We start from the raw sequence: 16,816 nt of genomic DNA on the forward strand, positions 1-16,816 counted from the left end.
AGATGCAGAGAGCCCAACAGTGTCGGGTGTGGTGTCGGACGCCCTGCGGTGGGGTGACGGGGTGGTCCCCCGGCTGGGTGCGGGTGGGTGTCGTTCGCACCTCTGGCACTCGCAATGGCCGGGGTGGCGGGGTGGGGGGCTGGTCCCGTCGGGCGGAACGCCAGGCGTGATCGTTTCCGGTGTGGGGGGAGGCGGCCTGGATGGGCCGTGGCGGGCGGTGATTGCTGTGGTGCCGTGGCTGCGTGGTTATGACGTGCAAGGCGATCACAGCCGCGGGATATGCCTACTACCGGCGCAACATCACCAAGGGCGATGGGGCGCGCGGTGGTGGGGTCGCGGTGTCCTCGAGCATGCCCGGGGTGCCGGCGGGGCAGTGGCACGGGCGGGGCGCGGCGGTGCTGGGGCTTGCCGGGGAGGTGAGCGAGCCGCAGATGCGGGCGTTGTTCGGGCTGGGCATGCACCCGGACGCCGAGGCGATCGTGGCGCGTGAAACCCGGGCGGGCGCGACGAAGAAGCAGGCGTGGGAGGCGGCCAAGCTCGGCCCTGCGATACCCAGCCTTGCGGAAGGTTCGCCGTTGGACCGGCAGATCGAGCAGGTGCTGCAGCACGAGAGTGAGCAGCTGTGCCGGCCGCTGACTACGGCCGAGGCCAGAGATCTGAAGATGCGAGTGGCCGCGCAGGCGTTCCGCGCCGCGTACCGGCGGGCGCCGGACGACGGAAAGGAACTCGCCCGATTCCAGGCCTCCCACACCGGAAAGCAGCGCCAGGCCCGCACCGGGTACGACCTGACGTTTTCCTGCCAGGAGTTGTCGCTGCTGTTCGCGCTCGGCGACGAACAGGTGCGCCAGGTCGTGCTCGAGGTGCAGGGGCAGGCCCGGAGCGAGACCATCGCGTGGATCGAGGAGCACGCGCTGGCGGTACGCAGAGGGGCCGGCGGACCGGCCCAGTTGCGGGCGAGGCCTGGGGTGCTGGCGACGGTGTATCTGCACTACGAGTCCCGGGCCGGGGACCCGATGCTGCACGAGCATGTGGTGATCAGCCCCCGCGTTCAGGGCCCGGACGGGAAGTGGCAGAACCTGGATGACCGCTTGCTGTACCGGGAGATCGTTTCAGCCTCGGAGCTGTTCAACCAGAGCGTACTGGAGCTGCTGTGCGCCCGCTTGGGGTTGCGGACCGAGCCGGTGGAGGTGACTGCCGGGCAGCGTCCGGTGATGCAGGTCGTGGGCATTGACCCGCAGCTGCGGCAGCCGTTTTCCCGGCGCGGCACGGCGATCCGCGACATGGCCGAGGATCTGGTGGAGGACTACCAGCGCCGGCACGGCCGTCAGCCCGGTCCGGCTGTGCGATACCGGCTGCTGGAGCAGGCCCGCCTAGACACTCGTAAGGCCAAGCCTGCCGCGCGGTCGCTGGATGAGTTGCTGGCCGGCTGGCGGCGGCGGGCGATTGCCGCCACGGACCAGGCGACGGTGGACGGTGTGCTGCGCGCGGCGCAGGCTGCTGCCCACGAGGCGACCGCTGCCCGCGGCGCCGGGGTGAAGGTCGCCGCCGAGGCCGCTGGCCCTGGGGCGGCTGCCGCCAGCACCGTCGGTGCAGCGGCTTCTGGTACGTGGTTTGGGCGGGGCGGTGACCGGGTGGCGGAGGTGGATGTCGCCGGGGCGGCCGCCGAGGTGCTGACCGAAGTCTCCGCGCGCCGCGCGGTTTTCCGCCATCGGCACGTGCTAGCCGAGGCCCGCCGCTACCTGGCCCGCACCCTGGCCGGTGCGACGGCCCCGCCCAGTGCCGCGGACGCGATCGCCGACCGGGCCTTGGCCGATGCGGACTGCGAGGAGGTCACGCCGCCCGACCTTCACCCGGCGCGTCCGGAGCTGACCCGCGAAGACGGCGAGAGCGTCTACCGGTCGATCGGGTCCCGCACCTACACCACGCGCTCGCTGCTGGCGGCCGAGGAGCGGCTGATGGCCGCCACCCAAACGCGCGTGGTCCCACCGGTCGAGCGGGGGGTCTTCGCGGCCGTGGCCGCGCAGTACGGCGGCCGGCTGGATGCCGGGCAGCGTGAGCTGGCCGCGTCGTTCGCCGTGTCGGACAAGCTGCTGCTGGCCGGGCTGGGGCCTGCCGGGTCGGGGAAGACCACCGCGATGCGACTGCTCGCCAGTGCGGTGGACGCGGCCGGTGGCCGCCTGATCCCGCTCGCACCCTCTGCCCGCGCCGCAAGCGTGCTCGGCACCGACCTTGACCGGCCCGCGCACACCCTGCACTCCTGGCTGCGTCGACGCGAACTCGCCGCCCAGGGCCACCTGGCCGGGGAGGCCACCGACCTGCGGCCGGGCGATGTGATCGTGGTCGACGAGGCCGGCATGGCCGGCACGCGCCTGCTCGATCAGGTCCTGGACGATGCCGCCGCAGCCGGGGCGGTGGTACGGCTGCTCGGCGATTCCCGTCAGCTGGCCGCGGTCGAATCCGGCGGCGCGCTACGCCTGATCGCCTCAAGTGGGGCAGTGGTCGAACTGAACCGGCTGCACCGCTTCCGCACTGATGGTGAGGCCGATGCGTCCCTGGTCTTGCGGGACAGCGACCGCCCCGGGGAGGCGTTCACCTGGTACTGGGACCGCGGCCGTATCATCGCCGGCACACCACGCCGGATGCAGCAGGCCGTGCTCGCTGCGTGGGCCAAGGACACCGCTGCCGGGCGCAGTACGGTGATGACGGCCGCCGACACCACCACCGTTTCGGCCCTCAACGCCCGGGCGCAGGCCTGGCACCTGTCCCGCGGCACTGTTACCGCTGGCCGCTCTACGGAGTTGCGCGGAGGGCTGCGCGCGTATGTCGGCGACGTCGTCGTCACCCGCCGCAACGACCGCCGACGAACCGTGCGCGGCGGCCTCGACTTCGTGAAGAACGGCGACACCTGGATCGTCCAGGCCATCGAGCCCGGCGGAGCTCTCGTGGTGCGCCACACCACCCATCACGGCCGTGTGCGGCTGTCCGCCGGCTATGCGGCCGCGCACTGCGAACTCGGCTACGCCTCCACCATCCACCGCGCCCAAGGCATGACCGTCGACACTTCCCATGCGCTGGCCACGCCTGCCTCCACCCGCGAGGGCGTCTACGTCCAGCTGACCCGCGGCCGGCACACCAACCGCCTGTACCTGACCCTGAATGACGACGGTCAGGACGTCTCGCAGATGCTGGAGTCGATCGCAGCCCGGCGCAGCACGCAGGTGTCGGCGACCGAGACCACCGCCGCACTGCAGCGGCACGCCATCGACCCGGCCACGCTCGCCGCGCAGTACGCGTACGCCGCAGCGGCGGCCACCACCGACCGCCTGTCCGCTGTCCTGGAGCAGGCCCTCGGCGCCGACCAGGCCGCGGTAATCCTGGCCGCAGACGCCTTGCCCGCCCTGGCCCGCGCGTTCCTGGATGCCGAACGCGCCGGATCCGACCTGCCCGGCCTGCTCGCGCACGCCACCACGCCGGGCCCGGAGCCCATGCCCGGCCCGAAGTCCACGGACGACACGGAGCCCGCGCCCGGCCCGGACTCCACGGCGGGCCCGAGTCCCACGGACGGTCAGGACCCAGCCGCAGTCCTTGCGCGGCGGCTGAACCGCCTGACACACGCCGCACGAGCCGAACAGTCCGGCGTGACTGCCCAGGTGGGGCAGGCCACGGCATCCGCCCCAGCCGTGGCCTCGACGGCCGCCGGGCCGGTGCTGGCCGCACTGCCGTCGTACCGGCTGCACACCCTCATGGCCCGGGCCGCGAGCCTGCGTGTGGCAGCCCACAGCGAATTGCAGGCCGCTGACGCCGCCGCTGGCGCGCTGCCGGTCCCGGTGACCACCCGCAGCGGCCGTATTCACTCGACGTGGCCCGAGCGTCCCTACGGTCCGCTCACCCGCGCCGAGCTCGACACCCATGTGGTCACCGTCCGCGCTGTCTGCCGGGATGCCGAACGCACCGGCACCCCCTTGTCGCCCGCCGCCCGCAACATCGTTGCCGCGCTCACTGCCGAGGACGCCCTGCGCTGCGACCTGCCCTGGCGGGATGCGGCGCGCGAGGACTGGCAGCGTGAGCGCACCCCGGACCTGTCACAGTCCTCGCTGGCCGCGATCCGCCGCCACCACAGCGCCCGCGCCTTCGACACCGGGCAGCGGCTGCGCCATGCCCTGACCGTCCTTGCCGGAGCCGATGCGCTCACCGACGCCTTCAACGCCGAACTGCGCCGCCGCCTGGGGATGCCGGGTCGGCGTGTGCAACGGCCCCCGCACCCGGCCGCCATACCGGACTGGGTCGCCGACCGCACCGTCCAGGACCACCCGGAGACCCCCGCCCACTGGCGCATGCACCTCGCCTACCGCCAACGCTTCCTCACCTGGGCCCTGGCCCATCGCGGCCGCACCCTGGCCGGTTCGCCCCCGGCCTGGACGCGGCCGCTGGGCTCGCCCCCGCCCGCCGAATCCATTGAGCGCCGCGCCGCCTGGGAGCTGACCTGCGCCCTGACCGAACTGTGGCGCACCCGCCACGCCATCACCACGGTGCCCGGACTCGGCCCGCGCCCTGACGACCCCGTTGATGCCGCGGCCTGGGACGCCATGACCGCCCGCATCCGCGCTCTGACCACCGGCCCCTGCGCTACTGCCCGCAACCAGGTCCCCGGCGAGCCGGCCCCGGCGATACTGCCCGCGCACACCGCCCGTCCCAGCAGACCACCCGCCGCCCCCGTCCCCACCCCGCTGCCCCCACCGCCGATCCCGCCAGCGAAGCTTCCTGCGCCGCCGCCCAACGTCGCAGCCCCGGTCGTGCCGCCCCCACCGCCCGTACCGCCCCTCAGCCTGCCGCCCAGCCCCGCTCCGACCCAGCCGCCGCACCACACTCCGCCGCCCGCACCCCCTGCTTCCGGTGACAGTGACGGCGTGACCGCCAGCCACGCCGCCCACACCGTCCACGCTGCGCTGGCCCGCCGTGCCATGACCGCCGCCCTCACCGGCGGGCCCGCCCCCGAAGCCTGGATGGAGAGCATCCCGGCACCGGATCCCGACAACCTCGGCGAGATGTACGAGTACACCCGCCTCATCGCTGCCATCACCGACTACCGTCGGCGCCGCAACCACACCGGCCCGGACGTCCTCGGCCCCTGCCCCCCCAATGACAGCGCCCGAGAGTGGGAGCGCCTCACCGACTCCCTCAACCGCTACACCCACAACCGCGTCCAAGCCCGCCTGAACGCCCTGCGCGGACGCACGGCCGCCCGCACCGCCGGCTCCCCACCGCTGCAGCCCGCGCCCGCGCCCTGGCCACCGGGCCCACCACCCGGCTCGCAGAGGCCTGACACTCACCAGGCCCCGGGACGGCGTCCATGATCCCGTGCTTCGGCCTGCTCTTGTGTTCCCCAAACTGCCAAAGCTGGGGCGAGGGGTTGGGATCGGGCTGAAGGGATGGGGGTCGCGGTGTCATAGTGCGAGTTTTCGGATTCCTGTGATGGTCGCGGCTGGTGGCGTTGCCGCGGTTGCAGAACGTTGCGTCTCGTCGCCGGTGGACACGGCTTGTTGTCGGCCTGGTGAAGGGGTACCGGCAGTGTGGGGGTGCCGGGTGCCGGATTTCGTCGAGCGGGACGTCCTCCCCAATCTGCGTGGCAGGGCTTGGGACGTTGCTGCAGCACCGACGTCCGGCCTCTCTTTTGGCTGGTGCACTGCTGAGGTGACAACGACCTCCAGACCCCTTGCGTCGGCTAGTGATGGCTATCGCCGTCAAGCCGCGCTCTGCCTCGCGGGTGCGGATCTTGCCCGTACCCGCCTCGCCGCATGGTCGGCCACCCGTCCGTACATCTGGCCAAGGAGTGTGCGGTGAACTGCCTGCTTAACTGCATGCGCCAGCACCCCCTGCATGCAGCCAGCGTCCTGATCGTTCTCGCGCAGCTTGTCACGGTGGTCCTGGCTGTCGTCTTCTGGCGCAGCGGATTGCGCGCCGCGGATGCGTAGCCGCGGCACCCGAATGTGCAGCCCCGCAGCGGCAGGCCTGGGCGGGCAGGCGTCGAGCCGAAGACCAACTGGTGTGGACACACCCACTGTGATCCCCCACCCCACCCAACCCGAGACGAGATCGAGTGAGCGTAGAAGCGGTGAAATGGGCGATGGATGACGCGCCGATGCTGCTGACCGACAAGGGCAAGGCGGACACCACGGCACGTCACGTCTTGCAGGCCTTGGCCGAGCACGCGCACGCGGACGGCGCAGGCGCATGCCCCTCGCTCCTGCGGCTGCGGTACCGGACAGGTTTTGACCGACGGACGGTACAGAGGGCACTGCGGCGCCTTGAGGTCGCCGGGCTGATCAAGGCCACCGGGACCGAGAAGGGTCGCACTGTGTGGCGCATTGACCTGCTGGCGAACCGACCGCAGTCCGACTGGGCGGCCCTCGAGGCCGAGGATGCCGCGGAACGGGAGGCAGCGGCCGAACGGCAGCGTCGATCCCGTGCAGAGCGCGTCACGCACACTGACGACGTGACGGTCACGCAGTCTGACGACGTGACGGCAAGGCCTGTCATGGACGCAGGACGTGTGACAAGCGGCAGTGTCACGGATTCTGCGTACGCACGTCACGGATTGGAAGTGCGTGACGTCACGCACTCTGCGTCCGCACGTCACGCACTCAACGCCGCCCAAACCATCAGTGAACCACCAGAGAACCAGTACCCTGACGGCCGTAGGCCCGGTACAGGTAGTGGGGACGAAGGCGTCGGCGGCTTTGCCGCGTCTGACAAGCCCGGGGCAGATCGGATTCCCCCGGGCGCCATCAGCGGCGTCATCGCCGCTCTCCCGGGAGCACTGACACGCCGTCTGCCGGACCTGGTCCCCGGCGCCATCGTCGACGCCGTCAGCGCGGAGTTCCGCCGAGGCGTCGACCGGGACGTCATCGTTGCACGGATCGCACGGCGCTGGCGCGCCCACGGCTACGAGCTCGAGACCGACACCGAGGGACGCGGCGCTGGCCTGCGCCGCCCCGTTGGCGTCGCCATCGCCCTCGTCCGTCGTGGCGCCTGCACCTCGCCGCGCTGCGATGACGGCTGCGACCTCGACACTGGCGAGGCGTGCCGGACCTGCGAGCGGGAGGCGGAGGACCGCTCGAAAGCCGCGGCGGCGCCGCTGCAGGGAGCCTTCTTTACGGCCGTACCTGGCACGGCGGCCACTCTGCCGCCTGGGCGCCCTGCCGCGGCCCCTGCGCAGCCCATGAGGACGTGCCGCGGCTGCGAGCGACCGTCCCGGTCGCTCCCAGACGACGGCATCTGCATCGACTGCCGTGCGGACCGTATGGCCGTAGGGGGCGGGGCGTGAACCGCGCCCGGGTCTCCGACCTCGGCCGCGCGCTCCGCGTCCTCGGCGACTACAGCGAGCAGCTCGTCCCCGCCACGGCCACCAGCGAGCAACTGCAGCAGATCCGCGAGGACCTGCAACGGGCGCTCGTCCTGGTCACCGACGCCGGCGGAGCCGCGCACACCACGAAGTGCCGACAGCACCCGTCCGGTGCGGTCGAGCCCGGCACCGACGGCGGCTGCCTGATCTGCCTGCAACGGCATGGCCTGGCCGCCAAGGCCGTGGCGGGGAACGCGCCCGCCGAGACCGTGGCGTCCGCCATCGAGCAACTCGGCGAGCGGGCCGCCGTCGGCCTGTACGGCGGGCACGCCGTCGCCCGGGTCCTCAACGCCGCCCACCCGCGGCGTGCCGTGAAGGGCCCTGGCGCGTGACGGGCCGCCCGCTCCGCTGACCGGAGCTGACAATCGCGTGCTTCTGGTGGAAGGCGCCGGCCGACTCCTATGCACCAACCAGCGCGGCACCAAGAATAGGTGGGACGGCGCGCACGAGCAGCGTCGCGCGGCCTGGGTCATCGCCCAAGCCGGCTGCCCCGACTGCTCCCATCCGTGGCCCTGCCGCGCCGCCACTGCAGGCCCAACCCTCACCGGCGTCCACGCCTCGCACAACGCCGAGACATGCAACCAGCTGAGAAGAAACACCCCAAGCCGCCTGTCCTCCTCCGTCTGCACCGCCGCCCGACGCCGCGGGGGAGTGCCAGGTCTTCCCTCGGGTCCCCTGGGGGCTGCCGTGCACAACGTGGTGCGAGCATCGCGGGCCCGCGCACCGACTGCCGTCAGCGCGCGCCCTGGTGCACGGCTGGCGCTGACCCCCTGCATCATCGGGCGTGAGGCCAAGAGTAAAAGTGATACCCATCGGGGGTGATCAAGATGCGGAACTGGTCCAGGCTAGGGGATCCATCGTGGAGCCACTCCCGCAGGCGGTCTTCGATAGGGTCCCAGAGGGAACACGGGCCGCCTTGGCGGACCCGCCAGCCGCGCTGGTAGGGCCGGAGCAGGGCCCAGCTTTCCGCGTCGGTGTCCAAGAGCAGCTGGCCGCGGTTGCCGAGGTTGAGGCGCTGGGCTGCGGGTGCTGCGGTCTGGGCGACGAACCGGGCTGTCCAGTCGTCCAGGATGCTCGCGTCGACCATGGTGTCGCGTTCGGTGCCGCGTCGGTGTCGGGGAGCATACCCGGTGGCGGGGGCTGGTGGGGTCGGGCGAGCATGAAGGAGACCTGCCCGCCCAGGAGCCGTCCGGTGGCGCTGCCGTCGTCGTGGACGGTGAGACGGGCCAGCTCCGAGGCGTGCATCCACCCGCCCACGGTGGCGAGGATCTGGCCGCCGGGGCGGGTCTGGGCGATCCACTGCTCGGGGATGGTGAGCACGCCGCAGGTGGCGATGACCCGGTCATACCGGGCGCCGTCCTTGTGTCCGGCCAGACCGTCGCCCGTGATCAGGTCGGGGGCGTGGCCGAGGATGGCCAGCGTGGTCGCGGCCCCGGCCGCCACCACGGAGTCGACCTCCACTGAGGTGACCAGGCCGTCGCCGATGCGGTGGCACAGCAGGGCGGTGGAATAGCCGGTGCCGGTGCCGATCTCCAGCACCCGCATGCCGTCTTCGATCTCGAGGTCTTCCAGCATGCGCACGACCAGGCTGGGCAGGGTGCTGGAGCTGGTGGGCTGGCGCAGGATCCGGCCGTGGATGTCGCCGGGCACGATGGTGCCGGCGATCTGGGTGACCAGCGAGACGTCGCTGTAGCAACCGGACAACCAGCCCTTGTCACCGGGCATCACCGGCTCCCACGCGGTAGGAGCCGAATCGTGTACCTGGCGGAAGAAGCCGCCACGCAGGAACTCGTGCCGCCCGGTGACCGCGACGGCCTGCCGCCACTGCGGCGAGCGCACGCTGCCGCCGACCGTGAGCTGGTCCAGCAGTTGCCGGCGCAGGTCCTGCTCGTTCATGCGGTCTGCCCCTCCAGTAGATCGGCCATGGCTGCCACCAACGGCAACCCGGTCTCCGGCTCCAGCCAGGCCCACTGACCGGAAGGATTGCATTCCAGGAACCACCATGTCCCGTCGGCGTCGACAGCGAAGTCGAAGGCACCGAAGACCAGTCCGCACCGGCCCAGGTACCGGTGCAGGGCCTCGGGGATCCCCTTCGGGGGCTGCACCACGGTGTAGGTGAGGCGGCTGTAGTCGGTGCGCCAGTCCAGCAGGCCGGAGTCGATGCGCACACAGAACACCCGGTCGCCGATCACGGTCACCCGAACATCGGCGACCTTGTGGATACGCTGCTGGAACAGATGCGCCGTGCCCGCCACCCGCTCGTCGATCTGATCGACGCTCACCTCTTCGACCCGCACGGTGCTCGAGACGCCGTCGACCAGATACAGCGGCGTGCTGAGCGGCTTGTAGATCACCGGCCCGTGGGTCTTGACGAAGGCCCGTGCGGCGTCCGGGTCGGAGGTGATCAGGCTGGGCGGGACCCGGAAGCCCGCTGCCACGGCCGTAGCCAGCCCGGCAGGCTTGAACTCGGCGTCGCCGATGCGGTGCGGGTGGTTGACGTACCGGCAGCCGGGCAGAGACGCCAGGACCCCGCCCAGTCCGTAGCGGGCCTGCCTGGCGGCGAACCGCGCGGTCTGCTCGTCCAGGTGCGGGAAGACGAAACCGGAAGGGCGCCGGTAGTACAGCGACCGGACACGGGTCAGGTTCGCGGTGCGGGTGGGTGTGGTTAGCGTGCCGGCGATGCCCTGGTGATCGATGGTGGCCGCGACGGACAAGGTGGCGGGGAAGTCCCCGGAGTCGAACCGCACGACCGGCACACCCCGGCCGTGCAGCTCGTTGATCACCAGGTCCGTCGTGGGGTCGTCGAGATTGGTGACGACCAGCACCGGACTGTCCGTCACTGGTCCGCGTCGTTCCCAGTGTCGGTGTCGGTGTCACCGGAGCCGGCGTTGCCGTCCGGGCTGGTCCCGGTCGACGGGTTCGTTCCGGTACTGGTGCCGTGTCCGGGCATCTCCACCACGCCACCGGCTGCGTCGAAGTACCGGGTGGTCTGCGTGATCGGGTCCAGTACGGAGCGAGCGTACGCTGGGGCGGCGGCCGGATACGGGGCCATCCGCGCCAAGCCCCACGGCGGGGGAGTGGGTTGGCCGGACGGCAGCGGAGTCCCGGTCGGGAAACGATCGGCGTGGCTGAACATAACGGTCTCCTCCAACGGTGTTGATCTCAATGGGTCCGTCCGTGCGCTCCGGGGTGGGGACACGGTGGGTGGTGTGCCGGTGCACGGCGCGGTGCGGTGCATGGCCGGGCTCTGAGAGGCCGCCCCCTCCACTCAAAGGAGGGGGGTGGGGCTGTCTTCCGCGGGCTTGGGCAGGGAGCTGGGTGGTGTGGGGCCACGCCGAGGCCGACACGGCGGGGCGTGTCCACCGCACCCGCGGGCGCCAGGTGGCGCGCGGCCGAAGCCGCCGCAGCGTTTGCGATGGCACAGCTGCACCTGACCGCAGGCCCGCCCGTTGCCGATGAGTCGCCAGCCACCGGGCCGCCGACAACAGCCCGCCTCGAGGTCAGCCCCACGGGGCCGTTGTTCCGTCATCGCACCCCCACACGTCTGCTGCAGGGCCGCCGGTACAGTCCACGACCAGCGGCGACACACAACGCACCGGTTCCGCACCCCGGGCCGCAGTGGGACTCATGACGGGCGCACCCTGCGGCTCGGGTACGTTCGCCGCCTGCGGTGTGGCCGTGGCACAGGCCTGGCAGGTGTCGGCCAGACGCCACAGCCGCCCTCCCGCGCAGCGAGCCAGTACCAGCCGGACAAGACCGTCACACCCACGGTGACGCGGATGCCAGCGGCAGCCGTACTGGCCGCACTGGCACGTCCGCAAATGCGCTGCGAGCGGTGCGGCACGGACATGCGCCACCAGGTGCGCCACGACAGCGCCACGCACCGATTCCGTTCCTGGGCGGCTAGAAAGCCGGCCGCATTCCTCGCACGTCATGACCACCTCCGCCCCCATGGGCCGGACTTCCACCGTCCACGCCCGTCGCAGCGGACCCGGGCTCGTGTCACGCTGCATAAGCCGACGCCCCTTGCCCGGCGCCCGGCCGTCGGCCTCCAGCGGGCTTCTGGGCGGGGAGGCAGGCGGCGCCTGATCTCGCGCCCCTGCCGGACCCTGCCCCGGCAACCGAAGGTGCTTCTCGCTGAGGTGGCAGGGGCCCAGGCCGTTGTCGCAGCATGCAGATGCCGCCGGATCGTCGACCGAGTCCGGAGCCCGCGGCACTCGCCACGGCGGCGCGAAGGGCAGTCCGGACGGACGGCAGCAGTGTTCCGGCTGGGAGCCGAGGAGCAGAAAGGAACACGGTGTCTTCCAAGGTCGTGGAACCGATGTGCCCGCCACGCGCACCGGGTCATCATCCGGGCAGGTTCGCCAGCGCGCGGCGGGATGGTGCTCGACCCGGTCCTTCCTTATGGACGGGTCGTTGGCCCCCGGGCAGGGGCGCCGAGGGCGGCCTCCCCTGCAGGGGAGGAACCGATGGGTCTACTGGTGTCAGGCCGCTTCCGCGTTGCTATCGGACGTACTCAGGGCAGATGAGGCACCGTCGTGCTGCGCGGTTGCGACCTGTGCCCACAGCAAGGGGAGAGCGGCGCTGTTGCCGAGGAGCCAGACCAGGCCGAGGACGCCGAACCGGTGCGGCGCTGGCCGGCAGTTCCGAGGTGGCGCGGCCCGGTGCGTGGCGGGCTGCTCGGCCTGGCGAGTGGTGGTGCGTAAGGCTGTCACCGGCGACATGAGGCTTCCTTCGGGGATCGGGGGGAGGGCAGGGGTGTAGGGGCGTTGGAGCGCGGCTGCGGTGGCGCGTTGGTTGATCAGGCTGGCCACCATGCAGGCCCGGCATTTGGCCAGCGCCGCAGGGAACCCGGCGGCATACACGCTCACGATGGGGGTCACCGGGGCGTCGACTACTCCGCACAAGAGGCACGCACCCGTTGTCCATGGGCCGCCGTCCAACAGCAAGGACTCGGTGCTGGTCAGCTCCGGTAGCTCCGGGCCCTGCCTGAGCCGGGGTTCATGAGGGGAGGAGCGGCATGGCTGGTGTTCCGGGCAGTAGGGGTGTGCCCACCAGGCGCATCACCGGGCGCGGCAGGTCCGGACGGAAGCGGCTGAGAGCATGTCGTAGACAGTCCGCATCGACCGGGTGACCGAGCCGTCGTGGCCTGCGCCAGTGCGGTCCCGGGGCGGTGCGGGTGCCGGATGGCGGCAGGAGGATTTTGAAGGGGCCGCCGAAGCACAACCCGTGCGCATGTTCCCAGGCGTGGACGGTGCCGGGCGGCACAAGCCACATCAGCGCGTCACGCTCGTAGTTCGCGATGACCGGACCGCAGCCGTCGGTCTGGTAGCGGTCCATCCAGCGCAGCATTCGGTCGCCTGTGTCGCCGAAGGTGGTCAGCACAACGTCGAAGTCCGCACCGCACAAGGTCTGGGTGCAGCCGGCGTAGGCGCTGCCCGTGAGTCTGCGCATTGCAGCCGCAAGGTCGCTCATGTCCGCCACAGGCGTTCCGGCTGCCGAAAGGTCGGGACGGTCCGGGCTGCGAGCGTCCCTTTCCCTGCCAGCCCACTGCTGCGTGTACTGCGGCTCGGCACTGCGGGTGTGGGCCACGGTTTGTTCGAGGTGGCCGCTGGCGAGCTCCGCCTGGCGTGGTGCGAGACGGTCGTCGACGAAAGCGCTTGGCCTTCCCACGGCGTTCATGTCGGTTGCCCCCGGCGTCGGTGTCTGGTTCAGGTGCTCCCAGAATGCGGACGCCGGTTGTGCCTAAGTGTCACCGTTGGGTGACACTCGGCTGTGCTGGCCGGGACACCAGGTAGGGCCGGGGTCTACAAGCCGATCCACGCGGCGAGGTTGTCCAGGGCGTCGGGGGTGGTGCGCCGCATGTAGACCAGGCCCGTGATGGTCTCGCGGGCGCCGGGATGGTAGCGGGTCTGCTGCGGGGCAAGACGGCGTGCAGTGATGATCGATGCCAGGGCGGCGTCGGTGCGGCCGGTCTCCATCTGGCAGCGGCCCCGGTCGATGTGGAAGTGGGCTTGTCTGGAGGTCGCCCAACTATGGGGGAGTTCGATGCCCGCCGCCAGGGCGAGGGCCGTGTCGTAGTGGTGGAGTTCGACCTGGGCGGACACGGCATGGCAGGCGACATTTGTCGGACCAAACGACAGCCAGTGGGTGGGGGTCTCACCCGTGCGGTCCGCGCAGACTTTCGCCTGATCCAGATGGCCCTCGACAAGGGCGGCGTCTCGGGCACGGGCGGCAATCACGCTGGCACCCAGGTGAAGCTGGCCGGTGACGGCCACGGCGTCGGGGGTGGGTTTGGTGTCGGCGGCCAGGCGATGCCCAGAGGCGATGAGGCGTAGTCCGATGCGGTGCTCGCCTTCGCGGTGGTAGACCAGTGCGCGCATGTACTGGCGGACCGCCGCCAGCAGGGGATCGCAGGCGCGGTCGGCGGCCCAGGCCATGCGATCCAGGGCGATCGTCGAAAGGTCGAAGTAGCCGAGTTTGACGGTGATGTCGTGGGCGGTGCGATAGGTCGATCCGAGCGCGCGCCACAGCGCGGTCGATGGCATGCGGTATGCGGCGGTGGTGAGCTCGGCGATGACGGCTGGCAGCAGCGTCGCCGCAGCGTTGAGGCGCGCGGCGCGGACCTGACGGCACAAGTCGTCAGCAGCGGCGACCAGTTGATCGGCGGGGCGCACGGGCAGATCAGGGTCTGCTCCCAGGTCGTACAGATCCAGAGCCTCGCGGATCGGCCGAATGAGCCCTTCGAGCCGGTCCTGCTGGAGTTCCGTCACGTAGGGCTGCCCAGTCAGGGTGGTGACATCGAGACGGAGCGCGCGGGCGACAGCCGCGACGAGGTCTGGGCTGGCGGGCTTGTGGCCGGACTCGACTTGGTGAACGAGGCTGTAGGAGTAGCCGATGGTTTGGGCGAGGCCTCGTTGGGTGAGGCTGGCGAGCTTTCGGGCGGCGGCGATGCGCGTACCGGTGTGCTCGTGGTCACCTCTGGGCATCTCTGGCCTCCGTCCCTGCAGACATCTGGAACAGTACCCGCCACACGTTGGGTGGGATCTGTGATCGCTTCGACACCTGCCGTCAGTACGGCCGGTTGCGCGCAGTGGATCACGGGGGGTTGGGTGGGGGCATGACGCGCACCCTGTATCTGTTCGCCAGCGCTGCCCCGCCGGTCTTCGACATCACGAGTGTGATCGATGTTGCGCAGCGGCGTGGCTGGGACGTGTGCCTGGGGCTCACGCCGACTGCAGCACGGTGGCTGGACGACAGCCTCGAGGGGCTCGCGGCGCTCACCGGGCATCCCGTGCGGTCGCAGTACAAACTGCCCGGCGAGCCGGACGTGTGGCCACCTGCCGACGTCATCGTCTTCGCACCAGCCACGTTCAACTCGGTGAACTCATGGGCGCTGGGGCTTACGCACCACTTCGTGATCGGAGTCGTCGCCGAGGGTATCGGTAAGGGCGTCCCGATCGTGGCGATGCCGTGTGTGAACGCGGCTTACGTGCAGCACCACCAGTTCGAGGAGAGCGTTGCGAAACTGCGAGCGATGGGCGTGACCGTGCTGTACGGCGACGGCGGCTTCGTACCCAATCCGCCAGGGACGGGAAAGCCCGTCGACTATCCCTGGCACCGGGCGCTCGACGCCGCAGCGACCGTGGTCGAGACATAACCAGAGTCGGCCTGTTCTGCCGGACCACGGCAGCGGTCGCAGAGACGGGTGATCGCGCGGGCACGCGGCTGAGCGCGGCTGGAAGCCCGAATGAGGGACGCGGCCGAAACGGCGACCAGCACCGAACGCACGCACGGAGAAGCGAACGCCAGGACGACCGATGCGACCACCAAGGTGACGTAAGCGGCCTGGTCAGCCGAGTTGCAGCGTGTCGGCCGTCATTGTCTGCGGTCATGCGCTCGACGAACAACTCCTTCGCTGACGACGGCTGTGCCTGGGACGGCAGCCGCAAGAATTACCGGCCCCGCCGGTTCCTGCGCATCGCCGAAGACAGTCCCAGCCGACTGCTGCGCACTGCGCAGAGCGCCTGGTGTGATTTCTGCGGGAACGCCATTGAGTGGTACCAGCGCCCCGGCAGTACCGCTGTTCCACTGCATCCTGTAGAGCTGCCCGCAGGGTCGGTGCCGCCGGGGGAGCGCTGGCACGTCACTTCCGGTGTCGCTCATGCTTCCCATGACGGGAGCGCGTGGTGCCGCGTCCGGCACCACGCCTTGTGTCCGGCCGGTCCGTCGGGCAGCCGCAGCCCGCTTCTGGAGGAGATCTGCCGGGCCCTCGCGTTGAACTCCCGCCGCCTGCAAGATGCCGGACTCTTCACACCCCGGCCCGAGCAGTCACCCACGGCCGCGCCGAATGTGCCTGTCCGGCCGGTCGTGCGCATCATCTGCGCGCGCTATCTCGCCCCAGGCCCTCTCGAGGACCTCCAGTGTGTGGCCCAGACCCGCGCCCGTCGTCGCTGCTCCCTACCTGTCCTGGACCCTGAGGCCCTGCCCGGCACGTGGCGGCTCGAGCTCGTCGATCCGCTCCTTCGCCCCGGCGACGGGCACCTGCCGGCCGACCCGGAGGTGATGGCCCTGTACGACCTCACGGGCTTGCCGTATGCCGAACAAATGCGCTGGCTGCCCAGCGCTGTACCGCTCACGTCACTGTTCGCAATGCTGCGGACAGTGCTGTGATTGACTGGGAACCCTTTGACTCAGTCCGCCACCGTCAGTACATCCGCGACCGGCTTCCTGCTCCGTCGCTGCGAGGGCCCGCCCCCGGCCGCTGCCTGGGGTAACCCCCCCTGCCCTCGACCGGTCGCTTAGCTCGGTGCCCCGCTGGCGTAAGCCCGGCGGCCTCTATTGCCACACATCGTGTGTAGTTCTCGCTGCGGCAGCTTCTTTCCTGTCTCCTGGCTATCTCGGAGGTTCCTATGTCCATGACCGTGATCGGCACTCCCGGCCCGGATCATCCCTCGCCTGGGCCAGCCCTGTGCGATGAGCACGCCGAGCGCATGGTCCTGGCGGCTCTTCTCCACGACCGGCGGTTCACCCATTACCTGCTGGCGTTCCTTCGCGCTACGTTCTTCAGCAGCCCCGTCCACAAAGACGTCTACTGCGCCATGGACGCGGTTCGCAGCCACAACGAGCCGTTCACCCCGGCAGCTCTTGCGGCCGAACTCGATCTACGGGAGCACGCCGGGAAGGCTGATCACGCACAGGCCGCGGAGCGCCTGGTCCATGACCTTGCTCGTGCCGCGGCACCGGCGGGAGAAGTTGTCCCGCACTATGCGGCGATCATCCGGGATCTGGCCAACGTGCGCCGCCGTGCAACCCGTGTACCCGACGGTCTGCCACCGGCCGATGCGCGGCTTCCTCGTTGACGACGGCACTTTGACTACCCCTGCGCGCCCCCGTCGCGCCCTCACAGATCGA

12 protein-coding genes are annotated in these 16,816 nt (G+C 70.8%); 7 read left to right on the forward strand and 5 right to left on the reverse strand.

Annotated elements, in window-relative coordinates; translation table 11 throughout:
• The first annotated feature begins 248 nt into the window (after positions 1-248).
• The 4 genes from mobF to OIE69_RS41545 all read left to right on the forward strand — a co-directional run bounded on the left by mobF (position 249) and on the right by OIE69_RS41545 (position 7,734).
• On the forward strand, positions 249-5,354 hold the full coding sequence (gene mobF, locus OIE69_RS41530) for a MobF family relaxase (protein ID WP_326581563.1): 5,106 nt from the start codon (positions 249-251) through the stop codon (positions 5,352-5,354).
• 483 nt (positions 5,355-5,837) lie between these two features.
• The gene (locus tag OIE69_RS41535; RefSeq protein WP_326580647.1) at positions 5,838-5,972 is read left to right on the forward strand and encodes a hypothetical protein; all 135 of its coding nucleotides are present in this window, start codon (positions 5,838-5,840) and stop codon (positions 5,970-5,972) included.
• Between the two features lie 125 nt (positions 5,973-6,097).
• Positions 6,098-7,324, forward strand: coding sequence for a helix-turn-helix domain-containing protein (locus OIE69_RS41540; RefSeq protein ID WP_326580648.1), 1,227 nt, complete (start codon positions 6,098-6,100; stop codon positions 7,322-7,324).
• Complete coding sequence (locus OIE69_RS41545) at positions 7,321-7,734, forward strand: hypothetical protein (protein ID WP_326580649.1); 414 nt, start codon at positions 7,321-7,323, stop codon at positions 7,732-7,734. The genes OIE69_RS41540 and OIE69_RS41545 overlap by 4 nt, the downstream gene beginning before the upstream one ends.
• A 490-nt stretch (positions 7,735-8,224) precedes the next feature.
• Here OIE69_RS41545 and OIE69_RS41550 read toward each other — a convergent pair whose 3' ends face one another.
• The 5 genes from OIE69_RS41550 to OIE69_RS41570 all read right to left on the reverse strand — a co-directional run bounded on the left by OIE69_RS41550 (position 8,225) and on the right by OIE69_RS41570 (position 14,391).
• Positions 8,225-9,298 (reverse strand): methyltransferase domain-containing protein, encoded by a 1,074-nt coding sequence (locus tag OIE69_RS41550; RefSeq protein WP_326580650.1) that lies wholly within the window; start codon positions 9,296-9,298, stop codon positions 8,225-8,227.
• The gene (gene tgmB, locus OIE69_RS41555) at positions 9,295-10,242 is read right to left on the reverse strand and encodes an ATP-grasp ribosomal peptide maturase (protein ID WP_326580651.1); all 948 of its coding nucleotides are present in this window, start codon (positions 10,240-10,242) and stop codon (positions 9,295-9,297) included. The genes OIE69_RS41550 and tgmB overlap by 4 nt, the downstream gene beginning before the upstream one ends.
• A complete protein-coding gene (gene tgmA, locus OIE69_RS41560) occupies positions 10,239-10,640 on the reverse strand; it encodes a putative ATP-grasp-modified RiPP (RefSeq protein WP_392567634.1) in 402 nt (133 codons plus the stop codon). Before tgmA ends, tgmB begins: the two co-directional genes overlap by 4 nt.
• A gap of 1,763 nt (positions 10,641-12,403) precedes the next feature.
• Positions 12,404-13,084, reverse strand: coding sequence for a hypothetical protein (locus tag OIE69_RS41565; RefSeq protein ID WP_326580653.1), 681 nt, complete (start codon positions 13,082-13,084; stop codon positions 12,404-12,406).
• Between the two features lie 125 nt (positions 13,085-13,209).
• Entirely contained in the window at positions 13,210-14,391 is a 1,182-nt protein-coding gene (locus OIE69_RS41570) for a helix-turn-helix domain-containing protein (RefSeq protein WP_326580654.1), read from the reverse strand.
• Between the two features lie 131 nt (positions 14,392-14,522).
• On the opposite strand from OIE69_RS41570, the gene OIE69_RS41575 reads away from it, so the two are divergent.
• The 3 genes from OIE69_RS41575 to OIE69_RS41585 all read left to right on the forward strand — a co-directional run bounded on the left by OIE69_RS41575 (position 14,523) and on the right by OIE69_RS41585 (position 16,764).
• Positions 14,523-15,062, forward strand: coding sequence for a flavoprotein (locus OIE69_RS41575; RefSeq protein ID WP_326580655.1), 540 nt, complete (start codon positions 14,523-14,525; stop codon positions 15,060-15,062).
• A gap of 233 nt (positions 15,063-15,295) precedes the next feature.
• Complete coding sequence (locus tag OIE69_RS41580; protein WP_326580656.1) at positions 15,296-16,075, forward strand: DUF6083 domain-containing protein; 780 nt, start codon at positions 15,296-15,298, stop codon at positions 16,073-16,075.
• A 245-nt stretch (positions 16,076-16,320) separates the two neighbouring features.
• Positions 16,321-16,764, forward strand: coding sequence for a DnaB-like helicase N-terminal domain-containing protein (locus OIE69_RS41585; RefSeq protein ID WP_326580657.1), 444 nt, complete (start codon positions 16,321-16,323; stop codon positions 16,762-16,764).
• Positions 16,765-16,816: the final 52 nt, after the last annotated feature.

It is taken from the genome of Actinacidiphila glaucinigra (genome assembly GCF_035918135.1).
Classification (GTDB): domain Bacteria; phylum Actinomycetota; class Actinomycetes; order Streptomycetales; family Streptomycetaceae; genus Actinacidiphila; species Actinacidiphila glaucinigra.